This is a genomic window from Hahella sp. CCB-MM4, assembly GCF_002260525.1.
Lineage (GTDB): Bacteria > Pseudomonadota > Gammaproteobacteria > Pseudomonadales > Oleiphilaceae > Hahella.
This window is the reverse complement of record NZ_MRYI01000140.1, coordinates 63010-88985: the sequence shown is the minus strand read 5'-3', so window position 1 is coordinate 88985 and position 25976 is coordinate 63010. Positions and strand designations below refer to the sequence as shown.

The window sequence follows — 25976 nt, the reverse complement described above, 5'->3', positions numbered from 1 at the left end:
ACCAGGAGTTTATTCAGATTTCCCCTGGCTGGAGTCTCGTTAAGGATAACTAGAGAGATCCTGTAATAGGCTATAGCAGTAAACTGCTAAGCCACCAGTCCCCAATTACTGATACTTCTCAGCAGACTTCTTTCCTTGGGTGGTGTGCGGTGGGCAACCCATAGCGAAGCCGCTTCATAACCCGCATTATAGATATCGGTATTCTCATAGCTCACCAGATGATCCAGGCGTTCGAGCCACTCGGTAGTGGCATCTATACGCGCAAATCTGAGTCCCTTGTTGATGAGAAAACTCTGTAGATGCAACCGTTGCTCCTGGTTGCACTCAAAATGGTCCGCCACCGCATTACTCGCCCCTTGAAGATAATTCATCAAAGACGTTCTGAGGGAAGGGTGGCGCAAAAGTTCGGGCTTGAATCCCTCCAATCTCATTTCCAATGTTTGTGTGGCCCAAAACAGCTGTAGCTGCTTGATGGACTCACTATGACTGGCATAACGTTCACCTTCGGGACGATACGGCGTTCTGGGAGCCACTCTGAGCTCCAGAATTCCCTGGTGTTTATCTGCCTTGATGTTCTTGATCAGGCTGTGTATCAGACAACCTATAAGACCAAGTAAAACCACTTCCATGATATGTATTAGCCACTGCATTATCGCAACTCCGAATTTCGTAAAGAAATTATACGAAATGTAACCGCGGCTACTTGTGAACCACCCTCCAGATTATGCCGGATGGCCTAGTTAGATGACAAAAATGTGAAATAAATCAACGTAGAGCAGGAACGAAATTAAAGGGAACGGACCCGGAAAACAGGAGAATCAGAAATGTTTCTGTTGCGGAGACTCTCAGGCAGACTCGGCGAGCTTTCCCCGGGTGAGGTACTGATAAAGATCTTCAAAGGGAAGCGGCTTGCTGAAGAAGAACCCCTGGGCAAAATCACACTTGTTGATCATCAGGAAGTCTCTTTGATCGATGTCCTCTACGCCCTCTGCAATAACTTTCAGGTTCAGTTTGTGGGCTACGGCAATTACGGCAGAGGTGATTTCCATATCGTTGAGGTCGTCTGGAATATCGCGCACGAACTCCCGGTCGACCTTGAGAATATCTACCGGCAATTTTTTCAGGTAGCTCAGAGAAGAATAACCAGAGCCAAAGTCGTCAATGGTGATGCTGACTCCGGTTGATTTTAGGCGCTTAAGTTTTTCGATCACCAGATCTATGTCACCCATCAGCATGCTTTCGGTGACCTCAAGTTCAAGGAAGCGAGGTTCTAGACCGGTTTCGCGAAGAGCATCGGCAATCATTTCCTCCAGATCCGGATCATCAAACTGCCGGGTGGAAAGGTTTACGGCGATTTTGATATCAACCCCGGTCAGGTCCTGGATCATTTTCATCTGCATGCAGGCGTTCTTCAGAACCCATTTACCGATAGGAACGATCAAACCGGTTTCTTCGGCAACGGGAATAAAGGCATCCGGACTTACCAGCCCCTTGGTCGGGTGGTACCAGCGGAGGAGGGCTTCTACGCTGACAATACGTTCGGATCTGAGATTCACCTGGGGCTGGAAATGAAGGGTAAATTCATCGTATTGCAGTGCGTGCCGGAGTTCCTGTTCAAGTACCAGTTGCCGTAAAGCCGAAGCGTTAAGCTCTTCGGTAAAGAAGTGGTAGCAATCCCGACCCTGTTCTTTTGCACGGTACAAGGCAAGGTCTGCGTTCTTCATTAATGAGTCTGCAGTGCAGCCGTCAGTCGGTGCCAGAGTAATGCCAATACTGGTGGAAACAATGACTTCGTGCTTCTTCAGTTTTATCGGCTTCTTGAGTGCCCGCAATATCTGGTGGGCCACCGGGGTCACGGAGAGGTTGTCGTCCACATCAGTCAGCAAAACAGTGAATTCATCGCCGCCCAATCTGGCAACCGTATCTTTTTCCCGGACACATTCTTTGAGACGGTTTGAGACAGTTGTTAACAAAATGTCTCCGGCGTCATGGCCGAGCGTGTCATTGATGCGTTTGAACTGGTCCAGATCCAGAAACATCAAGGCGATTTTCTTGCGATCACGCTTGGCCGCTCTTACCGACTGCTCCAGACGATCAATGAACAGGCGGCGATTGGCCAGCCCGGTCAGTGGATCATAGAGCGCCATGATCTGCATTTTCGAATTGGCTTCCTTCAACTCTGTAATATCAATGCACGAGATAACGTAATTGGTAATGGTGCCCTGGTTGTCTGACACCGAGGAGATGGATACCGCAGACCAGAAGCTGGTACCGGTTTTCCGACAACTGAGGACATCGCCTTCCCAGCCGTCTACCAAGAGATCGTGCTCCCAGTATTGTTCAGTGGCAGAGTGGTGGTTATCCGGATTGAGGATGTTGAGAAAACAGCCTTTGACTTCCAGCAGGCTGTAGCCGGTCGTCTTTATAAACTTGTTGTTGACGTATTCTATGTTGCCCAGTTCGTCTGTGATGATGATAAGGCTGCCACTATTTGTCACAGCATTCCCCAGCTTTTTCAGCTTAAAATCCCTTTCTCTGAGTTCCCGGACTTTATGGGCCAACTGGCGGTTAAGTTTTATCTGGACGATGGAGAAGATGGCAAACGCAGCAGAAACCGTCACTGCCGAAAGCAATGTCCAGGGGAGATTGGTCGGCTTCCAGTAGGTTAGCGCGACAACTCCGGCCGAAAACACGAGGCCCATAAAGAAGGCGATGTTCACGGAACTGGCGGTTTGAAAGAACTTCTTCAAATTGACCTGCGTTATATATTCAGTGGCGGAATAAAAAACGACCATTAAATGACGATAGCAAGTTTAATGAGAGCAATAACCGCTCAGAAGTGACAATTTGTAACCAATGTAACGATGCGTAATGCATGGATTGAAAAATGCCGGGAAGTGCACAATATTGGGCACTTTATGGTTACACAAGTTAACATGTGAAAAAGATTTTTCATTCTAAAGGCTAATTGTTGTGGCGTTTTTGCCTGATCAGGTAGGTATTTTCCCTATATCTTGCGAGATATGGCCTGTTGAGATGCGTAGAATTCCCTGCTTTGCCTGTACTTCAGAGTATCGTTTTAGCAATGTCTAACAAACTAGTGATCAAGGTAAATAACGTTAATAACGCCCAGCCGGCGAGTTCCAATCTCAAATATGTCACCGTTTATCACTGGAATCGCATCTTTGCGGTTGCCTTAGCGGTGTTGATCGCGGCTGTTCTGGGATTTTGGGCAATATCGGCGATGTTGTCGGATGACCGACAGGTTGAAGAATCCACCGCTCCCGCTGAGATGGAGAAGGTCTCTGAAGCAGAAGAGGCCACTCAAGGGTTTTTGCCTAAGAAGGAAGTCGATGAGTCCCTGGTACAAACAGATATGGTTCCCGATATGACGACAGCGAGTGCGAAGTCAACGAGCGGGGTCCTGGATATAGAAAATGGTAGTGCGAAGTCATCGAGTGGGGCCTTGGACATAGAAAATGGGGGCGCGAAGTTAAAGGGCGAAACCTCAGACTTTGAAAATGAGAGCGCGAATATATCGACGGTCAGCTCAGCTATTGAACGCGATGAGGGTGATGCGACTGTTATAGAAGAGACCTATATAAAGGAAGCAATCCGGATAGAGAAAACAGGTCGAATAGAAAAAACAGGCCAGATCGAGAAAACAGAAGAGCCGGTTGAGGCACCTGTTGTCACAGCGCTGGAAAAAGGTCCGGACCATTCTGCTGATTTGGCAAACAAGACCAATGACAGCAACGCTGAGTCGTCTGGGACGACGTCCAATGCAGTTGGGAATGCTCCGGAAATTAACGTCTTCTCAGACCATTTGCTTCGAGTTGTTCTGGCCAGGGAGGTGGTGAACTATGAACCCCAGGATCAGGTCACCGGAACCGTATTGATCGGGGATGAAGGCATTGTGAAAGTGATGGTGTTCACCGAAATAGAGGACATGGTAGGGCAACCGCTCTTTCATAACTGGTACCGGGGAGACAAGCGTATGGCCCGGGTAAGGATTCGGCCACATCGATCGCCCATGAGGGCTTCGTCCAGCAAGTATATAAATAGGTTAATGACTGGAGACTGGAGTGTTCGAATTACGGATAGCTCCGACAAGGAACTCGCTGAAGTAAGCTTTGAGGTCCGATAGCTCTTCAGTTCGAAAAATCAGCACCAACAAACCATCGGGTGGGTGACAACGTAATGATGAAGGTTGCCTCCCCATTCAGGACAAGGTTTTCCTTTCGGGACAAACCGTGGAATGGCGCCTTTTAGAGAGTAATTGGCGCAGTATTACAAAGCCAGGCACGACGCCAATAATTACAATGACTGGTTTTGGATTATATAAGGGCTCTCCGTTCTCAAGCTGCGCTGGAAGGTGTCCAGTTGGAGAACAGGCCTTAAGATCAAAGGAAATATAAGGATTGTGCACAAATGATCAGCCGTATTCCTACCTACTGGGTCGCGTTAGGGATTGTCATTGTTATAACTGTCTGGGTTGCCAGCGGTGCCGTCGAATCGGCTAAAACTACTGCTCCCGAGACTGAAGGCTCCCAGTCAGAGCAGTTACCCAAGGTCGCCTATAAAACCATTGAGGCGACCGAGGTTTCCAGAACTATTACGGTCCAGGGACAAGTCGAACCCTGGCGTGAGTTGGTACTCGAATCCCGGCTGGATTCCTATGTTGAAGCCGTTCATGTGGCTACTGGCGAGCGTGTTAAAAAAGGTGATCTGCTGATCACTTTGAGCCAGGAAGATCTTCCTGCTCAAATGGCGGAAGCCAAGGCTCAGGCGGCTGTGGCGAAAAGCGAGCTGGTCGCTGCCCAATCTCTGTTCAAACGAGGGCTTCTGGCGGATACGGAACTCAAGGTGAAGGAAGCCAGTGTGGCAACGGCTGAGGCTTCTGTCGCCCGACTGAACCAGAAACTGGAAAATACAATCGTCAGAGCCCCATTTGATGGAGTGATTGAAGATCGCCGGGTGGAAGTGGGTGCGACCGTCCAAAACGGCACAGAGCTATTACAGATAGTCGACGACAGCAAACTGAAGCTGGTGGGTCAGGTACCCCAGCAGTACGTCCTCCAGTTAAGTTTTGGGGATGACGTGATGGCGAAGCTGATCAATGGCGCCGAAATCAGGGGGCGGGTCAGCTTTATTGGATACCAGGCAAGCATTGCTACCCGGACCTACCGGGTGGAAGCAGAGCTGGATAATCCCGAGCGCAAACGCCTGGCAGGTGCCACTGCAACTTTGGAAATCGGATTGGGTGAGGTGGAAGCCCATGTGATTTCCCCTGCTTTGCTGCGTCTTGATGAGAAGGGACGCCTGAGTGTCGAGCATCTGTCGGAGGATGATCGGGTCGTGGTGACCCCGGTAGAACGGGTAAAAGCTTCCAATACGGCCCTCTGGGTTTCCGGCTTACCTCATAGCACCCGACTGATCACTTTAGGCAAGGGATTCGTCAGTCAGGGACAACAGGTTGATGCAGTGCCCGAGTCAGAGCTGACGAATGAGGGGATAGACTGATGGGACGTCTTATCCGGGCGATCATGGAACGCAGCCGTGCGGCCATGATTGTCCTGATCATGTTGTGGGCGGGTGGCTATTCAGCATTTGTCAGTATGCCGAAGGAGTCCAATCCGGACATCACCATACCTTATATATATGTGTCAGTATCCCACGAAGGGATCGCGCCTGATGATTCAGAGCGCCTGTTGGCGCGTCCATTGGAGCAGGAACTTCGCTCTCTGGAAGGCCTGAAGGAAATGACGGCGATAGGCGCTGAAGGATACGCCGCCATTACGCTGGAGTTTCAGGCCGGTTTTGATCCGGATCAGGCGTTGACGGACGTCCGTGAAAAAGTGGATACCGCAAAAGCCAAGCTTCCTGATGAAAGTGAAGAACCCCATGTTCAGGAGATCAATGTCTCCCAGTTTCCGGTATTGAATCTGGCATTGTCCGGACCGATGGCGGAAGAGCAGTTAATCTTTATCGCCAGGGAGCTCAAACGCTATCTGGAAGGCGTACCCGAAGTGCTGGAAGTGACGATCGGTGGTGACCGTGAAGACCTTCTTGAACTGGTCACTGATCCCCAGGTGCTCGAACAATACGGCATTGATTATACCCAGCTGTTTTCTCTGGTGACCAACAATAACCGTTTGGTTGCAGCAGGGAATATCGATACGGGGGCTGGTCGATTAACCGTCAAAGTTCCCGGCCTGCTGGAAAATCTGGTCGACCTGTTGGGGATGCCGATCAAGTATGTGGACGGGCAGGTTGTCACTTTTGGAGATGTGGCTACCGTGCAGCGCACCTTCAAGGATCCCCAGGGATTCGCCCGGGTGGATGGTAAGCCTGCTGTAGTACTGGAAGTGTCCAAGCGCTCCGGAGCCAATATTATTTATGCGATTGAAAAGGTGAAGGCCATCGTCACTGAGGCGAAAAAGTCCTGGCCTTCAACCCTGGAAGTCACCTACATCACGGATGAATCCAAAGAAATCCGTACCATGCTCAAGGATCTGTTGAACAATGTGTTATTCGCCGTTGTTCTGGTCATGATCGTTGTCATTTCTGCCATGGGCTTTAAACCTGCCACCTTGGTTGGATTAACCATACCGGGCGCGTTTTTTACGGGTTTGCTGGTGATTCAGGGGCTCGGATACACCCTGAATATCGTGGTGTTGTTCAGCTTGATATTGGTGGCAGGAATGCTGGTGGACGGCGCAATTGTTGTCACTGAGCTGGCTGACAGAAACCTGAAGGAGGGGCTTTCCCCCAAAGAGGCATTTGCGCAGGCGGCAACCCGGATGGCCTGGCCGGTTATTGCGTCCACGGCAACGACGTTGGCAGTGTTCCTACCTCTGTTGGTATGGCCTGGGATGGTGGGGGAGTTTATGAAGTATCTCCCGGCCACGGTCATTATCTGTCTGTTGGCATCCCTGCTGATGGCACTCATCTTCCTGCCGGTACTCGGTGCCTTGATTGGAAAAAAACAGGAGATTACCGAGCAGAGCACAGCGGAAGTCAGTCGCTTCACGCATGTATACGGAGCGGTTCTGGCAAGGCTGTTGGCAGCCCCCGGTAAAACCCTGCTGATGTTTGTGGCGGTGCTGGTGCTGATTTATGTTGCCTATGGCCGTTATAACCACGGTATTGAGTTTTTTCCGGATGTGGAACCGGAGTCCGCCCAGTTGTTAGTCCATGCCCGTGGGGATTATTCCATCCATGAGAAGGATGACATGGTGAAGATGGTGGAGGACAGGCTGCAGGGCATGCCGGAGGTTCGAGCCTTGTATGCCAGGTCGATTGCTCAGGCGGACGGGCAGCTTGGTGAAGATGTCATCGGTCAGTTGACCTTCCAGTTTCAGGATTGGCAGGAGCGTCGTCCGGCCAATGATATTCTCGAAGACATGAGAAGGAGAGCAGCGGATTTGCCTCTATCGCTCGAATTCCGGAAACAGGATGATGGGCCTTCTCAGGGCAAGCCAATCAGAGTTCGCGTCAGTGGTGGTGAAGACTCTTTGATTGCCGGGGTCAATGAGATCCGGTCCCGCATGGAAAATCTGGGCGGGCTGATTGATATCTCAGATGATCGTTCGATACCGGGTATTGAGTGGCGTCTGGAAGTGGATCGCGAGCAGGCGGCACGCTACGGTGTCGATGTCGCCACGGTGGGTAACGCGGTTCAATTGGTTACTACAGGACTCAAATTGGCGGACTACCGGCCGGACGATGCGGACGAGGAAGTGGATATTCGTCTCAGAATGCCGACCAATGTTCGTAACCTGGATACCCTTGGCCAACAAATGCTGACAACGCCTTATGGTCCGGTTCCCTTGTCGAACTTCGCCCGACTGGTGCCGGCCGAAAAGACGGGAACGATCCGTCGGGTAGATGGTGAGCGTGCCTACATCATCGAGGCAGATATTGTTCCGGGAGAGCAGGCGGACGAGCGTTTGACTGCGCTGAAGGATTCCCTGGCTGCAAACCCGGTTCACGGTATTCGAATTACCTATTCCGGGGAAGATGAAGATCAACAGGAAACCATGATCTTTCTGGGACAGGCATTCATTGTGGCGATTATGTTGATGGCGTTGATTCTGGTGATTCAGTTCAACAGTGTCTATCAGGCTGTTCTGGTGTTAAGCGCCATTGTCTTTTCCACTGCCGGCGTTCTGCTGGGATTGCTGGTGACTGGTCGCGCCTTCGGAATTGTCATGGTGGGACTTGGATTGATCGCTCTGGCGGGAATCGTTGTAAACAACAACATCATTCTGATCGACACCTATAATCAGTTCCGGCGTAGCGGGGCATCTCCCTTTGAGGCAGCGCTTTATACCGGTAAATTACGTTTGCGCCCGGTACTGTTGACGGCCATTACCACAGTGTTGGGGCTGTTGCCGATGGTGCTGGGAGTCAACGTAGACCTGATTGAACCCTCATTGGGTATCGGGGCTCCTTCAACCCAGTGGTGGACGCAGCTTTCCAGTGCGATTGCCGGTGGTTTGACCTTCGCTACCTTCCTGACGCTATTGATTACACCTTGTCTGCTGGTGGCGGGAGACAACCTGTCCATAAAACTACGACGCAGGAAGCGTCACGAAGGGGATGGGCATCATTACAAAGAAGGGAGTGTCACTGATGAGCATCTGATTTATCAGACGAGGCTTTCGTCCCAGGAAGAAGATCTCTCAACCACGACCGGCAGGTAAAAAACTGCCGGGACGAGGGAAAAAAATGATGCATAAAAAGCAGTTAGAGGTTTAAATAAGACCCAGTGTCAATAGGTGGAAATTGGTGGTGAGGTGAATAGACCTTCAATTGGCTGGCGGGAATGGGTGAGCCTGCCGGAATTGGGAATTTCCCATATCAAGGCTAAAGTGGATACCGGCGCACGGACTTCGGCCTTACATGCTTTTCAAGTGGAACCTTTCGAAAGGGACGGACGTCAGTTCGTCCGCTTTTCTCTACATCCTATCCAGAAAAATACCGAGATAGTCGCGACCTCTGAAGCGCCGGTGGTCGACTACCGGCAAGTCACAGACTCTGGCGGACATCGGGAAATGCGGTATGTCATTGAAACCGAGATCTCTGCCGGCGAGCATCAGTGGAAAGCTGAATTTACCCTGACCAACAGAGAAGACATGAAGTTTCGCATGTTGTTGGGAAGGACGGCGCTTCGTGGTCGATTCCTGGTGGATGCTGAGAAGTCTTATCTGGTTGGAAAAGAGCCGACCTTTACGAGTTGATTAATGCGCAACATGCGCTCGGGCCTTGGAAAATGGCGAATAAAGCGTTTGAATTGAATGGCACCATCGTTAACCCCGGAGAGCGTAAGACCATCGATCTTCAGGTGGCGCAACTCTACACACACACGCCATTGTGTATTCCGGTTCAAGTGATATGTGGTAAGCGGGCAGGACCTACCTTATTGGTGTGTGCGGCCATACACGGAGACGAAATTAACGGCGTTGAAGTCATCCGCCGTCTCCTGAAGTTGAAATCATTGAACCGGATTCGTGGGACGTTGGTGGCTGTCCCCATCGTTAACGTATTCGGATTTATTCAAAGAACCCGATATCTTCCGGACAGGCGCGACCTGAATCGCTGTTTTCCCGGAACCCAGGATGGAACCTTGGGCGGTCGGATAGCCAATCTGTTCGTGTCCAATATCGTTGAACGTTGTACTCATGCCATAGACCTGCATACTGCGGCGATCCACCGGGATAACCTTCCCCAGATCAGGGTGAACATGCAACACGAACAATCTGCGGAAATGGCCCGGGCCTTCGGGGTTCCGGTCATTCTTAATGCGGAACTGCGCGAAGGTTCCCTGCGTGAAACAGCAGACCGACACGACATTCCTGTTATCACCTACGAAGCGGGCGAAGCCTTGAGGTTCAATGAGGTGTCCATAGCCCTGGGGGTTCGGGGTGTCACGAATGTGATGCGTCAACTGTCCATGATTCCGACCAAGCAAGGGCGGCCGGAACGGAAGATCAAACCCTCAGTTGCCAAGGGAAGCCGATGGGTGAGGGCGGAGATCGATGGCATCCTAAGGCCGGTGGTGCATTTGGGCGCAAGAGTGGAAGAGGGTGAAACCCTGGGAATGCTCGGCTCTCCGTTTGGCACTCAGGAAGTACAGGTTAAAGCGCCCTATCATGGCATTGTTATCGGAAGGGTAAACCTGCCATTGGTGAATGAAGGGGAGGCGCTATTCCATATTGCCCGCTTTGATAGAGTCGGAGAAGCTGAACGGCAGATGGAAGTACTGGTATCCGAGGTGACCAGTAACGCCGAACTGGATCCGGATAACCTTCCGATCGTCTAGCCTTCGATCCTATTCTGAGATCTTGTGACTGAATTCCTGTTCCAGAATATTGTTGCCACCTTGTTTTTGCATCCCACAAAAAAGGAGATTCCACATCAGTAGAATCTCCCTTTCTGATTTCATCGGTCAGTATCTAGGTCATCGACCTGATAGGGTTTATTGACCTTCAAGCGCCAATAACACCGCCATCCTCACGTGTGATCATCACTACACTGGAGCGGGGCTTGGCGTTACCGCCTTGAGGGAAGTTTGAGGCTTGCAGATCTTCGCCCGGATGTTGAATACCGATGAACATGGTCCGGTGGTCTGGGCTGAAGGTCAGTCCGGTAATTTCGCAGGCAACCGGCCCGACCAGGAAGCGCTTGATTTCTCCGCTATCTGGGTCGGCGCACAACATCTGGTTGTTACCCATGCCGGCGAAATCGCCTTCATTCTTGTAATTGCCATCGGTCTGAATCCACAAGCGGCCGTCTTTATCAAAACCGATGCCATCCGGGCTGTTAAACATATTACCCTTGTTAATATTGGCGCTGCCCGCGTAGGCATCTGAGTGCACGTCCGGATTACCGGCAACGGCAAACAGATCCCACTCAAAAATGTGATTGGTGTGGTCGCCATTGGCAGGAGTCCAGCGCAGGATCTGACCATAATGGTTCTTTTCGCGGGGGTTGGGGCCGCCGACAGGCTGCCCTTCCTTGCCGCGGTTTTTGTTGTTGGTAAGCGTGCAGTATGCCTGACTACCGGAGGGGTGTACCGCCACCCATTCAGGACGATCCATGGTGGTTGCTCCCACCTGCTTCGCCGCTTTACGGGCAAAAATTAACACCTCAGCCTGATCGGCGAAACCATTGGCACTGGTCAGGCCATTCTTACCATGCGTCAGCTCAATCCATTTACCCTGACCTTTGCCATCCGTCATGGTGAACTGGGCGACGTAGAGGGTTCCTTCTTCCAGCAGACTACGGTTAGCCGACTGATTGGAAGGATTGTATTTGCCTTTGGAGACAAATTTGTAGAGGTGTTCTCCACGTTCATCGTCGCCGAGATAGACCACCACGTGGCCGTCCTTGTTGACGTGCAATGCAGCGTTTTCATGTTTGAAGCGGCCAAGTGCGGTCCGTTTCATTGGCTTGGAGTTCGGATCCATTGGATCGATTTCAACCACCCAGCCGAAGCGATGAGGCTCATTAGGATTCTTGGCAAAATCGAAGCGATCATCGTGCTTGTGCCAGTTGTATCCTGCGCCTTTGGCCTTGATGCCATAGAGTTTCTGTTCAGTAGATTCCTGACCTTCATTGGCCGAACCAAAATAGCCGTTGAAGTTCTCTTCGCAGGTCAGATAGGTTCCCCATGGTGTTTGGCCATTGGAGCAGTTGTTCATGGTGCCGAATACCTTCTTACCACTGGTGTCGGCGGCAGTCTTCAGCAGATCGTGTCCAGCCGCAGGGCCGGTCAACTCCATTTCAGTCTGCACGTGGATGCGGCGGTTGTATTTGGAATCCTTGACCAGGCTCCAGCGGTTGGCTGCACCCTTGCGAATTTCAAATACGGAAACACCGTGAGCGTACTGGGCTTTCAGCACGTCATCCATGGTTAGTTTATTGCCCTGGTGATCGAACAAGTATTCGTAGTTGGTGTATTCATTGTTGATGGCCATCACTGCGCGGTCATCGCTCAATGGGAAGAGGCTCATGCCGTCATTGTTGTCGCCGAATTGCTGCTCCTGATCGGCTGCCGGGCAGGTACCGCTGGGGTCGAACTCCGGTGCGTTGGTAAACAGTGGATCTCCCCAGGAGACCAGAACATCCCAGTTGTAGCCTTTGGGTAGGACAATCGTGTCAGCAGTGGAGGCGGCGATAGGTTCAAAGTGTGCGGCCATGCTTTTTGAGGAGGCTGCCAGAGCCTTGCCGACGGGCGACAGGGCAAAGACACTGCCAACGCTGATGGCCATTCCTGCGCCCAGAAGCTTACGGCGGGATATGACCGCGTCAGCGAGTTGACTGAATTCGGTTTCTTCCAAACGGGGGGTGTTTTCAAAATCTAAAAGATCGTGACGCTGACTCATGGATTGATCCTTTTACTGTCATTTTGAGTATTCGCCGACAAGCCTATTAAGATTCTGTGACAGAAAGATTTCAGGTCCTCGTGAAACAAGAATTTTAAGCGGCCAGTACCTGAGGAATAAAGAGGAAGCATAAGGAGAAGAATAAAGAGGAGGCAACAGATTAAGTGAGGGAAAGATAAAACGCCTGCGGTAGTAATAGAAAATGGTAGACTTGTATCGTTGCAAAAGAATGAGCCCGCATGAGCCGCCAGCCAAAAAGCCAGAACGATAAAACCGAAAACGATGCCGAACCGGTCACCTCAAGATCCGGTCTGCAAGCCAGCCTGAGCCTGTATGCTGACCAACAGCAACCTTTTAGTCACTCCCAGGTCGATTTACTGAAAGCTGTTTCGGAATGCGGGTCCATTTCCAAAGCCGCCAAGCAGGTTGGAATCAGCTATAAGACCGCCTGGGACCGTATTGATGCGATGAATAATATGTCCGCGCAGCCCTTGGTTGTCCGCTCGACAGGAGGGGCTCATGGCGGAGGAACTTCGCTGACAGAGTTTGGCAAAAAAATCGTCGAAGGATTTCAGGCGCTGCAGAAAGAGCACGAAGAGTTTGTCCAGCGGCTTGGTCGCAAATTGCACTCTATCAATGATATTGCCAGCTTTATGAGGTCCGGATCCGTGAAGACCAGCGCTCGTAATCAATACCGCGGTGTTGTCACGCGGATCACACCTGGCGCGGTGAATACCGAGGTGGAACTCCGTATCAGTGATTCCCAGAATCTGGTGGTGATGATTACCCAGGACAGCGTCGAGGCGCTCGGGCTTCAAATCGGCCATCAGGTTATGGCGTTAGTGAAGGCTTCCTGGATTCTGATAAGCAAAGATATCCATGTTGCGACCAGCGCGAGGAATAAGCTGATCGGGAAAGTCGCCAGAATCGAGACCGGCGCTGTGAACGGCGATGTGGTCATTGACCTGGGTGAAGGAAAGTCTGTCAGTGCTAATATCACTAACACCAGCATTGCTGAATTGGGTCTTGCTGTCGGCGATACCGCTTGCGCCTTGTTCAAGGCTTCGAGTGTGATTCTGGTGGCTGACTGAAATGCTTTAGGATGTGGCGATTATCTGACAACCGCCGCTGATTTGATCTGTGCCCATATTTGGCGTCCCGGCGCCAGTTCAAGGTGATGAACGGACCTATGTGTCACACGGGAAATAAGATAATCGTTTCCGACTCTGAGTTTTACCGATGAAATTGCTTCATTCTCATCTGGCGTGATTTCCAGAATTTCGCCCTGCAAACGGTTCAAGATGCTGGTGTCGTCGTGCGGCTGAAGTGCCAGACTGACATCCCGGGCCAGAATTCGAATCCTGATTACCTGTCCAAGTGCTTCGCCGGTATCGCGCACCCAGAGACTGCCACCTGAAAACTCTGCCCGTACCAGATGCCAATCCACATCTCTTTCGGTAATTCGGCCTTCGATGACAACCCCCGAGTCATCTCCCAATTTGATAGGGAGATCGAGGTTCGCCAGAACTTCTTTCAGGGGCCCCTGGGCAACGGCGCGACCTTGATCCATCACCACCAGATGATCTGCCAGTCTGGCAACTTCGTCGGCAGCATGGCTGACATAGATTATTGGGATAGCGGATTGTTCCCGGACGCGTTCCAGGTAAGGGAGAATATCCTGCTTGCGCGCGAAATCCAGCGCAGCCAAGGGTTCGTCGAGCAGCAGAATGCGGGGGTGAATCATCAAGGCCCGGGCAATGGCGACTCTTTGTCGTTCGCCACCGGAGAGTTCTGAAGGATGTTGATTGAGGATATTTTCGATTCCCATCAATGACAGGATTTGTCGATAGTCCGTGTCGGATATCCGATTTGTCGATCTCTTTATGGCAAAAGCCAGATTTTCCCTGGCCGTTAAATGGGGGAACAGACTGGATTCCTGAAAGACATAGCCTATGGGTCTTTTATAAGGGGGGAGAAACTTTTTGTCCGCCTGCCAGGTTTCTCCATTGATTTGCAGGTGACCGCCGGGTGCTTTGTGCAATCCGGCAATACACCTTAACAATGTGGTTTTACCGGACCCCGAATGACCGAAAATGGCTGTCACTCCCTGATCAGGAAGCTTGAGATTCACATCCAGTGAAAAGCGTTCGTGGCGAGAGGCTGGAAACTGCAATTTGAATCTGGCGGTAATAGGCGTCGACGACACTTGTCAGACCCCCTTGGGAAGCAAATAGATTCGGCGCCGGTGCTGAAATAGGTAGAGTCCGGCAAGCACCACAAATGAAAAGATTACCATGGCACCTGATAACCAATGCGCCTGGGCATAGTCCAACGCTTCCACATGGTCATATATCTGTACGGATATCACCCGTGTTTCATTGGGAATATTGCCGCCGATCATCAGTACGACGCCAAACTCGCCCACCGTATGAGCAAAACCGAGGATGGCTGCGGTGACAAAACCGGGTTTGGCCAGGGGAATCACGACAGAAAAAAAGGTGTCCCAGGGGCCGGCCCTTAATGTGGCAGCCACTTCCAGGGGACGCTCGCCGATAGCTTCCATGGCATTCTGGATCGGTTGAACCACAAAAGGCATGGAATAAAGGACGGAAGCCACGACTAATCCCGAGAAGGTGAAGGGGAGAGTTCCCAGCCCCATCGCTTGCGTGATCTGACCGACAACACCGTTCGGCCCCATGACAATGAGAAGATAGAACCCCAGAACGGTGGGAGGAAGAACCAAAGGCAGCGCAACGACGGCACTGATCGGCCCCTTAAGCCAGGAGTGGGTTCGTGCCAGCCACCAGGCAATAGGTGTACCTATGACTAACAATAAGCAGGTCACCGTGCCGGCCAGCTTTAGCGTCAAAAATATCGCGTTGATGTCTGCGTCGGTAAATCCCACTGTCGTTTCTCTTAATAAAGTCTCTTATTTGTTTCTCTTAATTAAAAGAGTTTGGTCGTTTCACTCAACATTATTCAATCGCAGGGCCTTCGTTCTGATAACCAAAAGACTCGATCACTGACCGGGCCCGTTTGGTTTTCAGATAGGCAAACAGGTCTATGACAGCCTGATTTTTTTCGCCTTTCTTCAGTACAACGGCGTCCTGGCGAATGGGGGCGTAAAGCTCTTTTGGGACGATCCAGGCAGAACCTTGAGCCAGTTGCCCGTTGGCGTATATCTGTGACAAAGCGACAAATCCCAGGTCAGCATTGCCGCTACCGACAAACTGATAGGTCTGGGAAATATTTTCCCCTTGAACCCATTTAGCCCGACTTGTTTTGTCTAAACCCAAATTGGTCAATACCTGAACTGCAGCCGCTCCATAGGGTGCCAGTCTGGGGTTCGCCAATGCCAGTTTGTTGAACTGGTTGCGCCGCAGGACATCGCCATTCTGATCCATCTGCTGATTGATTGACCACAGGGCCAGAGCGCCAACCGCATAGGTGAGGCGGCTGCCTGACACTGTCTGTCCAGCTTGTTCCAATGCGGCAGGCTTGGCCTGATCTGCTGAAAAGAAAGCATCAAAAGGCGCTCCATTGGAAATCTGGGCAAAGAATTTACCGGAGGAGCCAAAAGCCAAATGAATCCTGTGCCCTGATTGGCGTTCAAAATCCGTCGCCAGTTCCTGCATGGCAGAGGTGAAATTGGAGGCCACGGCGATAGTCGCTTCTTCCGCCACACAGGGTTTTGCCAGGATTAACATCAACAGAAAACAAAATACTGACTTCTTCATTGCTCACATCCGGTTTGAGTTTCCAGTCCTTGTTTGACTCTTCATTTACAGTTTGAGCTTCCAACTCCTGTTTAACTGTCCAGGACCGAAGACTATTCAGGTCCTGAATGAGAGTGCCTTACTTTTGCCATACTTTGGCCTGTTTGAGCGGTCTTGGCGCAGAGTCGGCCAACAGCAGTGTGAGGACTGGCAAGGAGTAAAGAAAGTGTTCGTTATATAGTGGACTATATAACGGTGTTGGGCAAGCTGGAAAATGCATCATCCGGGCCGATGAAAGGATATCGCTGGAAACTAATCAGATGCAGTCGACGAAGGGGCTGGCTCCCGGTTATAGGGTAGGAGCCAGCGATTGGCTAACGGTATTTGTCTACCGATTTCTTTACCGGCTGCAGGCTTTTCTGCTGAAGATAGTCACGCCACTTGGTGATGAAAACAACATTGGGAATGACGGCAAACAGTGCGGTCTCAAGAAATAACCCGAGAGGAAGCAGCAGACTAATAACCGCGAGAGTATAAATGCTGATCCTGAAGCAGTCCCTGCAGAGGATGTATCTTTCATATTCTGAGAGAAGTTCTTTGCGCACCCGTTTATAGAGCCACAGCATGAAAAAGCTGTTCTCTCTACGTTCCAGTTGGCGCTCTTGTGCTTCGGTTAACATGATGTCTCCCTATTGGATCTACGACTTTGGTCTAACATTTCGTATTAGACTAAAGTCTAAGGAGTCGATCAAATATTAATCGTTAATGAAATAAGCAAAAGTCATAGCCAGAGGGTGGCAAATACCCTCCGGTTATGAAATGGCGGGGGTTTCCGATGGAAATCCAGGGGCTATCAGTGGTGCTCGTGGTCGTTGCCGGAAAGAGACTGAGCCACGATAAAAGTATCGATCTGCTGGTTGCGTTCAAACACCAAAGTGACCGGCAGGCGCTCCCCGGGTCTGATCTGGCGTTCGATTTTCATGATCATGACATGATATCCCGCAGGTTGAAGTTCTACAGTTTTACCAGGGGGAAGCGCAACTCCCTCAGGAACTGGCTGCATTTCCATCATGCCATTGTTGTCACGGGTCTCGTGAATTTCGAATTTTTTTGCCCAGTCACCTTTGATGGCAACCAGTCGGTCCTGATGATCGGACATGTTGGTCAATGTCATGTAACCGGCACCGTTCATGCCAGCAACAGGAACCATACGCATCCAGGGGTGTTTAACCATGATGTCGCCTTCTTTAGCTCCATGGCTGAAGGCTGGGGCGGAGATAGATGACAGCAGAATGAGGGCGGAAAGTAAGAGTTTTTTCATGTTCAAAATGAGTAAGTTATGAGTGATTGTTAAGGTTCGGCTTAGTTTGTTGATATGGAGCTCGATAATACTCGTAAACAGATAAATAGATCAAAGTGGATATTATCTCAGTCTGTTCGATCTGTACTCAGGAGGTGCCTTGATGAAGCTTTATCATTACTGCATTTGGTTGTCCCTGACGTTAGCTGTGCCAGCCGTGTCCGCATGGGGCAGTGAGGAAGAGCAGATCGTTGAGCGCGAGTTGATCATTGATGTAATCAAAACGCAAATCGAGGCATTCAGGACCGATGATGTCCTCACGGCTTTCATGCAGGCGTCTCCCGGCGTGAAGAGAAATCTGATCACGGCGGAGAATTTCATCAATATGGTGAGATACCACTATACAGCGGTTTATCGCCCCCAGTCCGTAACCTATCTGGAGATGGAAGTGGCTGAGCCATACCGGGTACAGCACTTGATGATTATCGGACCCGAAGGATATGGATGGGACGCCTACTTTGTGATGGAACAACAGTCGGATGGCCGGTGGACCATCGGGGGGGTCCATCTGGTAAAACGTGATGATATTCCAGTTTAAGAAGTGCTGATAAATAACTGAATGTTATCATTAAATCTAAATTTACGATGAATCCTCCAAAAAATGATCTGGAGCAATCCCGGATCTGTTTCCTTGTTCTAGAGTGTAGCCTGTTCATTCGGAATAAAACTCCGTTAGGTGGGTTATCCACTCGAGCAGGTCTTAGATCGAGGCCTGCTTTTTTCTTTCTCTTTAATTCCCTATATTTGAATTCCTGGTAGCACACAACTTTCATTCAACATGATCGGTCATGGAGATGATGAATGCCCGGACAATGGCATACCCAGACCCCGGAAGCTGTACTACGTCAATTAAATACCGCGTCTGGTGGACTCGAATCAATCGAGGCACAGAGGCGTATTTCCCAATTTGGTGAAAACCGAATCCCGGATAGCCGAAAGCAAACTCTTTTCTCGATGTTTATTCGGCAATTTGCGGATGTCATGATTCTGGTTCTGCTGGCGGCGGCTGTCATTTCCGGCGTGGTGGGGGATGTCGAGGATACTCTCGCCATTCTCTGCATCGTACTGATCAATGCCTTGATCGGAGCCTCTCAACAATATCGGGCGGAGAAAGCTGTCGCCGCTTTGAGGGAAATGTCCGCACCGGACGCTCAGGTGCATCGTGATAGTCGTCTTCAGACTCTGGCTGCTGTCCTTCTGGTTCCCGGCGACATAGTGGAGCTGGAAGCCGGAAATCAGATTCCAGCTGACCTCAGGCTGATTTCAGCTGAACAACTGGAGGTGGACGAATCTGCTTTAACCGGAGAATCCCATACGGTCTCAAAAGATGTGGATGCTCTGACGGACGACAACGCGCCCATAGGTGATCGTATCAACATGGCCTATAAAAGCACCCTGGTGACAAAGGGGAAGGCTCGCGGGGTCGTGGTCGATACCGGTCTGAATACCCAGGTAGGGCAGATCGCGGCACTGCTGCAGGCTCATAAAGAAGCCAAAACTCCGCTACAGGTTCGGCTGGCGAGTTTTGGTCGGTATCTGGCACTGGCGGTCATCGGGATATGTGCATTGGTCTTTGTTGCCGGTCTGCTTCAGGGGCAGCCCATATTACTGATGTTTCTTACCGCGGTATCCCTGGCGGTGGCAGCCATTCCCGAGGCATTACCGGCAGTGGTAACGATTTCCCTGGCGTTGGGAGCGCACAAACTGATCCGTCAGAATGCCCTGGTGAGGAATCTACCGGCGGTTGAGACATTGGGGTCTGTTACCTATATCTGCACAGACAAGACCGGCACCCTGACGTTAAACAAAATGACGGCTGAGCGGATCGTTTCATTGGAGGGAGAAGGAGCTGACATGGGATTCATGGCTCCGGCTCTCCGTAGCGCTTGTGGGACAATACTGGCATTGAATAATGATATGTCAGAACGAAACGGTGAACTGACCGGCGAACCCACTGAACAGGCCTTGTATGACCTGGCTGTCGATAATGGCTTTGAGAAAGAGGAACTGTCCCGGATCTATCCCCGCATCAAGTCATTAACATTCGACAGTATTCGTAAAATGATGACCACGGTACATAGGGACGACACCGGCTATCTGGCTCTGGTCAAGGGGGCACCGGAAGTGGTGATTCCCAGATGTAATCAAGCGGCCGTGGGTGAGGGCGAACAACTGTTCAGCAGACTGTTCACCAATAAACAAGCCGTATTGGATCAGGTTGATCAGCTGGCCCGTGACGGCTATCGGGTACTTGCACTGGCTAGAAAGAGAGTTGCCGGTGAGTTACGACCTGAGAATGAGGATAGCCTTGAGGAGAATCTAACCTTTATTGCGTTGGTTGTCCTGGTCGATCCTCCAAGGGATGAAGCGCCGGCCGCCGTGCGGGATTGCCATACAGCGGGCATTACACCGGTAATGATTACCGGTGATCATCCGGCCACTGCCCATGCTATTGCCAGAAGGTTGGGTATTTCCACAGAGCAGGATAAGGCTATCACAGGAGCTGAACTGGCCTCTATCAGTGACGAACGGCTATTGGAAACGGTGAGAGACATCCGGGTCTATGCCCGAGTCAGCCCTGAACAGAAACTGCGGATTGTGAAGGCATTGCAGCACCAGGGCGAGTTTGTTGCGATGACCGGAGATGGTGTTAACGATGCCCCGGCCATCAAGCACGCAAACATTGGTATCGCCATGGGAATGAAAGGAACTGACGTGGCCAGAGGCGCGGCGGATATGGTGTTGCTGGACGATAATTTCAGCACCATTGTCAATGCGGTTCGGGCGGGTCGCAGGATATTTGATAACATTCGAAAATTTATCAGCTACACCATGAGTTCCAATTCCGGAGAGATCTGGACACTGTTTCTTGCACCGTTTCTGGGATTGCCGATACCGCTGTTGCCGATTCATATACTTTGGATCAATATCGTGACAGACGGACTTCCCGGATTGGCCTATACGGCGGAACCGGCGGATAGCAATGTGATGGAGCGAAAGCCAAGAGCACCTGATGAAAGCATTTTCGCCCACGGCATGTGGCAGCACATTATCTGGGTCGGACTATTAATCGGTGGGCTGTCCATCGGTTCCCAGGCCTGGGCGATTGCCAAGGGCGCAGAGTACTGGCAGACGGTGGTATTTACGGTGTTGACGCTGTCCCAGTTGTTTCATGCCCTGGCGGTACGCAGTGAATCCGTTTCATTGTTCACCCAGGGACTATTTTCCAACCGCGCCATGCTCCTGGCGGTCGGCCTGACCATTTTGCTTCAGTTGGCGGTAATCTATGTACCGTTGCTCAATAACATTTTTCATACGAAACCCATCCCTTTGTCAGACCTGATTGTCTGCTTTGCTATTTCCTCGATAGTGCTATGGGCTGTGGAGATTGAGAAGTGGTTGATTCGACGCAAGTGGATATATGGCGAAGTAAAAATTGACGTGAGTCATTTGTCTGTCCGGCCTTGATTCTGCCTGTAATGCTTATTGATCCAGGTCATAAACCGCTGCCGTTTTATTACTAAACTGTCACCTGCCAAAAATATTTAACCCACTGTTTTATAACAGAAAAGCAAAATCTAAAGAAATTATAGGTAGGTAGCAGTATGAATCAACGTGGAAGTATGAATAGAAAATTCAATCTGGGTCTCTCCGCTCTGACCATCGGGCTGGTGCTGGCCTCAGGAAGTGTCATGGCTTATGAGAAGGGCGATTTTGTTGTTCGGGGCGGCCTGGCGATGGTCGATCCAAATGATGACAGCTCTGAACTCTCTCTGAACGGCACCGGCCTGGCCGACACCAGCGTTAGCGTGGATGACGACACTCAGTTGGGCCTGACGCTTACCTACATGTTCATGGACAAAGTCGGGGTGACGCTGCTTGGTGCCACGCCTTTCAAACATACCGTTACGGCAAAAGGTGTCACGGCGGATGATCTTAAGACCGCCGAGGTTAAACACCTTCCTCCCACGGTGACAGTCCAGTATTTTCCTCTGGATGCGCAGTCCGCTTTCCAACCTTATGTCGGAGTAGGGTTGAATTACACCAAGTTCTTTCAGGAAGAACTGACCTCTGATTTCAAGGATGTATTGGGCGATGGCAAAATCAAACTCGATGATTCTTTCGGATATGCGTTGCAACTGGGTGCGGACTATAAGCTTTCCAGCAATATTGTCCTGAATGCGGCCATCTGGAGCATCGACATTGATACCACCGCCACGATTGATCTGGATTCTGGTTCACAGATCAAGACAGACGTTGATATTGATCCGATGGTTTACATGGTGGGCGTTGGTTACCAGTTCTGATTCCAATTTTCTTTCCTAATCCGGCAAAGGGATAAGGAAGAGGTCGCTAGGAAAATGTAGAAAAGAAAAGGGCGAACCTGCTGTTACGGGGTTCGCCCTTTTTGTCTACGGAGCTTCTATTTTAGAGGAGCTCTAAAGTTTAAAGTTGGCGACCACGCCAGACAGATCCTGCGCCAGCCGTGCCAGTTCAATACTGGCATGGGACGTTTTCTCAGCACCTTCGGCGGTATGGTCCGCCACATCCCGGATATTCACCAGATTTCTGTCCACCTCCCGTGCCACATGGGCCTGTTCTTCCGAGGCGGTCGCAATGCTGATGTTCATTTCATTAATCTGACCGACCATGCGCATGATTTCTTCCAGTGCCGCATCTGCTGCTTCTGCCAGAGAGAGCGTTTTGTGAGTGTGGTCGTTACTGGAGGACATGGAGCTGACGGCCTTCTTGGAAACACTTTGGATGCCTTCAATAATCTGGGTAATTTCCCGGGTGGATTCCTGAGTCCGATGTGCCAGCGCGCGGACTTCGTCAGCCACCACGGAGAATCCGCGCCCTTGTTCACCGGCTCGGGCGGCCTCAATCGCAGCGTTCAGCGCGAGCAGGTTAGTCTGTTCGGCGATCCCGCCAATGACTTCGAGTACGCGGGTAATCTCGTTAATCTGGTTCGCGAGATCCTGAATTTCTTCAGCCGTATTGCTGACCGAGCTGGTCAGTTCGACCAATGACTGACGGGTTTCCTTCACCTGATGACGGCCATCCCGGGAAATGGTTTCGGTGCTCTGGGATACTTCCGAGGCATTGTTGGCATGCTGGGCGACTTCGTCTACCGCGGCAGACATTTCAGTGACCGCTGTTGCGGCCATTTGGATTTCGTTGTTCTGCTTGGTCAGGGCGTTGGTGGAATCCTGGGTCAGCTCGCTCAGGTTCTCCGACGCGGAATTCACCTGTGTTGCAGCAGAGGTAATCTGTTGCAGCGTATTGCGCAGGCGCTCCTGCATTTCCGCCAGAGCCTGTTGCAGGTCCGATATTTCGTCCTGGCCTTCAACCGTGATTTCATGGCTGAGATCGTTATCAGCAATGTGTCTAGCAGCCTCCAGCACCGATACCAACGGTTTATTGATGCTCCGTGTGAGGAACACGGCAAAGGCAATCGTAATAATTGCCGCAAGCCCGATCGCCATGATCATCAGCTTTTCCGCATCGTTATACAGAATCTGTGCCCGAGATTTGGCGGCATCCGCCCCGGCAGCAGCATAGTCGGAAAGAGACAGATAGACTTTGCGTAGTTGCTCAAGACGTTCATTACTGGCGCCGGTCATGATCTCTCGGGCTTCCTCTTTGAACTTGACCCGTGACAATTCGATCATTTCATCATGGGTCGCCAGATAGTCTTTCCAAACGTTGAGGAGCTTTTGATACAGGGCATTTTCTTCTTCGGAAGAGATAAGCTCCTTATAGGCATCCATGTGGCCCAGTAACACTTTTTGAGCTTCTTTCATGCGCTCATCGGCATCAATGATTTCCTGATTGAAATCTGCCATGACGTGCAGGAGTTCCTGGGTACGGAAAAAATTGATCGATGCCTGGATGTCACCCAATACACGCTGGCGGGGTAACCAGTCTTCGGCAATTTCAGCGGACGATTGGCTGATTTCCACCATCTGTTTCAATGAGAAGAGTCCGAGCCCCAAAATGAAAGCCAGGGCCACGACAAATCCAGCCGCCGTCCTGATTCCGATCTTGAATCGCCTGATTGACATCTGATACCTCCGCAAGGTGCTGATAGTTAGCTGTGAGATCCCTCCTGCAGCTCGACAAAACGGTGTGATCACCCGCCTAAAGAGACCGGCATGCTTTTAAGCATAGAAGAGAAAAGGGGAGGTTGCGAAGAGGAATGTGTTCCACCTCCCGGGGATAACCGGCGAAAAGAAGTAAGTTGCGGAAATAAAAAAATGCAGAATGGGATAAAGCCGACGAGAAAAACGTCGAAGAAAAAAGGCGGTGAACCCAAGGTCGCGGGTTCACCGATAGTTGCTTACTGATCGACGTTTTCGTCCTGATACAGTCTGAGGACACTGGAAAAGTCCAGCCCGCCGTTGCCCTTGGCTTTATGCAGGCTGAACAGCGCTCTTGCCTGGGATCCCATGGGAACGGGGGAGGAACTTTGTTGGCTAAGGTCCATGGCCAGGCCAAGGTCCTTGAACATCAGGTTTACCTGGAAACCACCCTGATAATTATTGGATGAAGGCACACCTTCCATGACACCCGGATAGGGGTTGTACAGCTGAAGAGCCCAGTTGCTGCCGGAACTCTGTTTCATGATCTCGGAGAGAACGGCAGGGTCCAGTCCGTTCTTAACGCCCATATTCAATGCCTCACAGGTTCCGGTCATGAGAATTGCCAGGAGCATGTTGTTACAGGCTTTGGCAATTTGCCCGGCACCGTGATCACCAGCATGGAATATGTTTTTGCCCATACATTCGAGAATGGGTTTGGCACTTTCGTACTGTTCTTTGGAGCCGCCGACCATAAAGGCCAGAGTTCCGGCCTTGGCGCCACCGACGCCACCTGATACCGGCGCATCGATAAATTGCAGCCCACGTCCGGTCCCGATTTCTGACAATCGCTTGGCTGTTGCTGCCTCAATGGTGGAGGAATCGATAATCAAGGTATCTTCCGATATGACATCGAAAAGCGGTGTTTCTCCTGTGACAAACAGATGCTCTACGTGTCTTCCCGCAGGCAGCATGCTGATTAAAAAATCCACCTCTTTCGCGGCATCAACGGCGGATTCCGCAGCGACCGCTCCGGCCTCTACCACAGGAACGAGTGCTTCGCTGTATAGATCGAACGCTTTAACCCGATGACCGGCCTTTGCCAGGTTGATGGCCATGGGGCCTCCCATGTTACCCAGGCCGATAAATCCAATTGTTGCCATAGTGATCACCTTCTTGTGTTGTTTTTATATTCAGGACCAGAGTTTCATTAATGGATTCCGGTCACGTTGCTGATCCCAGAACGGAAGAAAGAATTTAGCCACATCCTCTTCTTTAACCTCGGATACGGACTTCCTCATCCATTCAGGTTTGCCGTCTTTATCGACCAATAACGCGCGAACACCTTCCTGAAGGTCTCCTCCGTGAGAAATATTGACCGAGAGAATCAGTTCACTCTCAAATACCTCCTTGAGTGATCTGTGTTTGGATTCGTGCCACTGGCGGTAACACAAATGCATTGCCAGCGGGCTTCCCCTTTTCAGGGTTTTCTGGGCTTTCATCATCCAGGGATCTTCGGTTCTGAAATCGATGACCTTCTGTACCAGCTCCGGCAGACTATCTGCGTCCGTTAATTCCTGGATCTCGTCATAGTAAGTACGGATAGGGGAATCCATTGGACGCTGAGGACCGGATAGTGTCTCCAGCTCCCGGAGAACGCGGTCAACCACTGCTGGTCCCTCGGACCAGTCCTGGTTCTGTAGACGCTCAATCATGTTGGATTTGAGTTCCTTGGCTATAAAACGGTCTGCCAATCCCAGGAAGAGCGCATCATCGGCATTAATGGGGTTGCCGGTCAGGCCGAGGAACAGGCCGGTACGGCCAGGCATGCGCTGTAGAAACCAACTGCCGGCCACGTCGGGTATCAGGCCAATGGCGATCTCCGGCATGGCCAGGTGAGAACTCTCGCTCACGATACGATGGCTGCAACCGTTCATGAGGCCGATGCCTCCGCCCATCACGATACCGCTGCCCCAGCAGATAATGGGTTTGCTGTAGGTGTGAATGCAGTGGTCCAGCACGTACTCGCGTGTGAAAAAGTCCTGGATAAAACTCTCCGGCCCTTCGCCGGTCATCGACTTATATAGATTGACGATGTCCCCGCCGGCACAGAACGCTTTATCGCCTTCACTGTCCAGAAGGAATGCGACGATGGAGTCGTCATGACGTGCTTCGTCGAGCTTGGCCTGAATCAAGTCAATCATTTCCAGTGTCAGAGCGTTCAGAGTACGCTCTGCATTGATTTTGATCTCCACGATTTTTTTGCCGTCGCGGGTAGGGTAGTCGTTAAAAAGAACTGCGCTCATTCAATGCTCCGAAGATGGTTTGGCTCTTTAGATAGCTTGGTTCTCAAATTAGATGGCTGACTCTCAAAATTGGCTGCCTTTCAAATAGATCGGCTCTCTAAATAAGAGATAGCGCTCGTTGA

The 25976-nt window shown here is 51.0% G+C and carries 20 protein-coding genes; 9 read left to right on the top strand and 11 right to left on the bottom strand.

Translation table 11 applies throughout. From position 1 onward, the window contains the following. Positions 1-86 precede the first annotated feature (86 nt). Positions 87-650: a hypothetical protein gene (locus tag BTA51_RS29675; protein WP_094712620.1), complete on the bottom strand. Its 564-nt coding sequence runs from the start codon at positions 648-650 to the stop codon at positions 87-89. Between the two features lie 195 nt (positions 651-845). Next, complete coding sequence (locus tag BTA51_RS29670) at positions 846-2750, bottom strand: bifunctional diguanylate cyclase/phosphodiesterase (RefSeq protein ID WP_094712626.1); 1905 nt, start codon at positions 2748-2750, stop codon at positions 846-848. 335 nt (positions 2751-3085) lie between these two features. Here BTA51_RS29670 and BTA51_RS29665 point away from each other — a divergent pair, with 335 nt between their 5' ends. The 5 genes from BTA51_RS29665 to BTA51_RS29645 all read left to right on the top strand — a co-directional run bounded on the left by BTA51_RS29665 (position 3086) and on the right by BTA51_RS29645 (position 10327). Continuing rightward, the gene (locus BTA51_RS29665) at positions 3086-4147 is read left to right on the top strand and encodes a DUF2914 domain-containing protein (protein ID WP_094712619.1); all 1062 of its coding nucleotides are present in this window, start codon (positions 3086-3088) and stop codon (positions 4145-4147) included. A gap of 284 nt (positions 4148-4431) precedes the next feature. Next, positions 4432-5523 carry an efflux RND transporter periplasmic adaptor subunit gene (locus BTA51_RS29660; protein ID WP_094712618.1) on the top strand — a complete coding sequence of 364 codons (1092 nt, stop codon included), beginning with the start codon at positions 4432-4434 and terminating at the stop codon, positions 5521-5523. Beyond that, a complete protein-coding gene (locus BTA51_RS29655) occupies positions 5523-8708 on the top strand; it encodes an efflux RND transporter permease subunit (RefSeq protein WP_094712617.1) in 3186 nt (1061 codons plus the stop codon). Before BTA51_RS29660 ends, BTA51_RS29655 begins: the two co-directional genes overlap by 1 nt. A 93-nt stretch (positions 8709-8801) precedes the next feature. Beyond that, complete coding sequence (locus BTA51_RS29650) at positions 8802-9245, top strand: ATP-dependent zinc protease (protein WP_094712625.1); 444 nt, start codon at positions 8802-8804, stop codon at positions 9243-9245. Between the two features lie 32 nt (positions 9246-9277). Continuing rightward, complete coding sequence (locus BTA51_RS29645) at positions 9278-10327, top strand: succinylglutamate desuccinylase/aspartoacylase family protein (RefSeq protein ID WP_094712616.1); 1050 nt, start codon at positions 9278-9280, stop codon at positions 10325-10327. A gap of 166 nt (positions 10328-10493) precedes the next feature. On the opposite strand, the gene BTA51_RS29640 is transcribed toward BTA51_RS29645, so the two are convergent. Beyond that, the gene (locus BTA51_RS29640) at positions 10494-12392 is read right to left on the bottom strand and encodes a PhoX family phosphatase (protein ID WP_094712615.1); all 1899 of its coding nucleotides are present in this window, start codon (positions 12390-12392) and stop codon (positions 10494-10496) included. A gap of 239 nt (positions 12393-12631) precedes the next feature. Here BTA51_RS29640 and BTA51_RS29635 point away from each other — a divergent pair, with 239 nt between their 5' ends. Continuing rightward, complete coding sequence (locus BTA51_RS29635) at positions 12632-13483, top strand: TOBE domain-containing protein (protein WP_094712614.1); 852 nt, start codon at positions 12632-12634, stop codon at positions 13481-13483. 20 nt (positions 13484-13503) lie between these two features. Here the strand turns inward: BTA51_RS29635 and modC are convergent, their stop codons facing one another. The 5 genes from modC to BTA51_RS29610 all read right to left on the bottom strand — a co-directional run bounded on the left by modC (position 13504) and on the right by BTA51_RS29610 (position 17429). Then, on the bottom strand, positions 13504-14598 hold the full coding sequence (modC, locus tag BTA51_RS29630) for a molybdenum ABC transporter ATP-binding protein (RefSeq protein ID WP_094712613.1): 1095 nt from the start codon (positions 14596-14598) through the stop codon (positions 13504-13506). Positions 14599-14601: 3 nt separating this feature from the next. Then, on the bottom strand, positions 14602-15297 hold the full coding sequence (gene modB, locus BTA51_RS29625) for a molybdate ABC transporter permease subunit (RefSeq protein WP_094712612.1): 696 nt from the start codon (positions 15295-15297) through the stop codon (positions 14602-14604). Between the two features lie 70 nt (positions 15298-15367). Continuing rightward, positions 15368-16129: a molybdate ABC transporter substrate-binding protein gene (modA, locus tag BTA51_RS29620; protein ID WP_246841242.1), complete on the bottom strand. Its 762-nt coding sequence runs from the start codon at positions 16127-16129 to the stop codon at positions 15368-15370. 353 nt (positions 16130-16482) lie between these two features. Then, positions 16483-16788, bottom strand: a complete 306-nt coding sequence (locus BTA51_RS29615; protein WP_094712611.1) for a hypothetical protein — start codon at positions 16786-16788, stop codon at positions 16483-16485. Positions 16789-16961: 173 nt separating this feature from the next. Then, positions 16962-17429, bottom strand: coding sequence for a copper chaperone PCu(A)C (locus tag BTA51_RS29610; RefSeq protein WP_094712610.1), 468 nt, complete (start codon positions 17427-17429; stop codon positions 16962-16964). Between the two features lie 142 nt (positions 17430-17571). Between BTA51_RS29610 and BTA51_RS29605 the strand changes: the two genes are divergently transcribed. The 3 genes from BTA51_RS29605 to BTA51_RS29595 all read left to right on the top strand — a co-directional run bounded on the left by BTA51_RS29605 (position 17572) and on the right by BTA51_RS29595 (position 21775). Next, positions 17572-18006 carry a DUF4864 domain-containing protein gene (locus tag BTA51_RS29605; protein ID WP_094712609.1) on the top strand — a complete coding sequence of 145 codons (435 nt, stop codon included), beginning with the start codon at positions 17572-17574 and terminating at the stop codon, positions 18004-18006. Positions 18007-18269: 263 nt separating this feature from the next. Beyond that, entirely contained in the window at positions 18270-20936 is a 2667-nt protein-coding gene (locus BTA51_RS29600; RefSeq protein WP_094712608.1) for a calcium-translocating P-type ATPase, PMCA-type, read from the top strand. A gap of 137 nt (positions 20937-21073) precedes the next feature. Then, positions 21074-21775, top strand: coding sequence for an OmpW family protein (locus tag BTA51_RS29595; RefSeq protein WP_246841241.1), 702 nt, complete (start codon positions 21074-21076; stop codon positions 21773-21775). Positions 21776-21907: 132 nt separating this feature from the next. Here BTA51_RS29595 and BTA51_RS29590 read toward each other — a convergent pair whose 3' ends face one another. The 3 genes from BTA51_RS29590 to BTA51_RS29575 all read right to left on the bottom strand — a co-directional run bounded on the left by BTA51_RS29590 (position 21908) and on the right by BTA51_RS29575 (position 25854). Next, complete coding sequence (locus BTA51_RS29590; RefSeq protein ID WP_094712607.1) at positions 21908-23533, bottom strand: methyl-accepting chemotaxis protein; 1626 nt, start codon at positions 23531-23533, stop codon at positions 21908-21910. A gap of 275 nt (positions 23534-23808) precedes the next feature. Then, complete coding sequence (gene mmsB, locus BTA51_RS29580) at positions 23809-24711, bottom strand: 3-hydroxyisobutyrate dehydrogenase (RefSeq protein ID WP_094712605.1); 903 nt, start codon at positions 24709-24711, stop codon at positions 23809-23811. Positions 24712-24741: 30 nt separating this feature from the next. After that, the gene (locus BTA51_RS29575; RefSeq protein ID WP_094712604.1) at positions 24742-25854 is read right to left on the bottom strand and encodes an enoyl-CoA hydratase/isomerase family protein; all 1113 of its coding nucleotides are present in this window, start codon (positions 25852-25854) and stop codon (positions 24742-24744) included. Between the last annotated feature and the right edge of the window lie 122 nt (positions 25855-25976).

What these genes read in the sequence shown, in the direction of transcription:
- BTA51_RS29615 (WP_094712611.1), bottom strand. Translation starts at nt 16,788, where the DNA reads ATGTTAACCGAAGCACAAGAGCGCCAACTGGAACGTAGAGAGAACAGC.
- BTA51_RS29575 (WP_094712604.1), bottom strand. Translation starts at nt 25,854, where the DNA reads ATGAGCGCAGTTCTTTTTAACGACTACCCTACCCGCGACGGCAAAAAA.
- BTA51_RS29635 (WP_094712614.1), top strand. Translation starts at nt 12,632, where the DNA reads ATGAGCCGCCAGCCAAAAAGCCAGAACGATAAAACCGAAAACGATGCC.
- BTA51_RS29675 (WP_094712620.1), bottom strand. Translation starts at nt 650, where the DNA reads ATGCAGTGGCTAATACATATCATGGAAGTGGTTTTACTTGGTCTTATA.
- mmsB (WP_094712605.1), bottom strand. Translation starts at nt 24,711, where the DNA reads ATGGCAACAATTGGATTTATCGGCCTGGGTAACATGGGAGGCCCCATG.
- BTA51_RS29645 (WP_094712616.1), top strand. Translation starts at nt 9,278, where the DNA reads ATGGCGAATAAAGCGTTTGAATTGAATGGCACCATCGTTAACCCCGGA.
- BTA51_RS29595 (WP_246841241.1), top strand. Translation starts at nt 21,074, where the DNA reads ATGAATCAACGTGGAAGTATGAATAGAAAATTCAATCTGGGTCTCTCC.
- BTA51_RS29660 (WP_094712618.1), top strand. Translation starts at nt 4,432, where the DNA reads ATGATCAGCCGTATTCCTACCTACTGGGTCGCGTTAGGGATTGTCATT.
- BTA51_RS29655 (WP_094712617.1), top strand. Translation starts at nt 5,523, where the DNA reads ATGGGACGTCTTATCCGGGCGATCATGGAACGCAGCCGTGCGGCCATG.
- BTA51_RS29640 (WP_094712615.1), bottom strand. Translation starts at nt 12,392, where the DNA reads ATGAGTCAGCGTCACGATCTTTTAGATTTTGAAAACACCCCCCGTTTG.
- BTA51_RS29605 (WP_094712609.1), top strand. Translation starts at nt 17,572, where the DNA reads ATGAAGCTTTATCATTACTGCATTTGGTTGTCCCTGACGTTAGCTGTG.
- BTA51_RS29665 (WP_094712619.1), top strand. Translation starts at nt 3,086, where the DNA reads ATGTCTAACAAACTAGTGATCAAGGTAAATAACGTTAATAACGCCCAG.
- BTA51_RS29600 (WP_094712608.1), top strand. Translation starts at nt 18,270, where the DNA reads ATGCCCGGACAATGGCATACCCAGACCCCGGAAGCTGTACTACGTCAA.
- BTA51_RS29590 (WP_094712607.1), bottom strand. Translation starts at nt 23,533, where the DNA reads ATGTCAATCAGGCGATTCAAGATCGGAATCAGGACGGCGGCTGGATTT.
- modA (WP_246841242.1), bottom strand. Translation starts at nt 16,129, where the DNA reads ATGAAGAAGTCAGTATTTTGTTTTCTGTTGATGTTAATCCTGGCAAAA.
- BTA51_RS29610 (WP_094712610.1), bottom strand. Translation starts at nt 17,429, where the DNA reads ATGAAAAAACTCTTACTTTCCGCCCTCATTCTGCTGTCATCTATCTCC.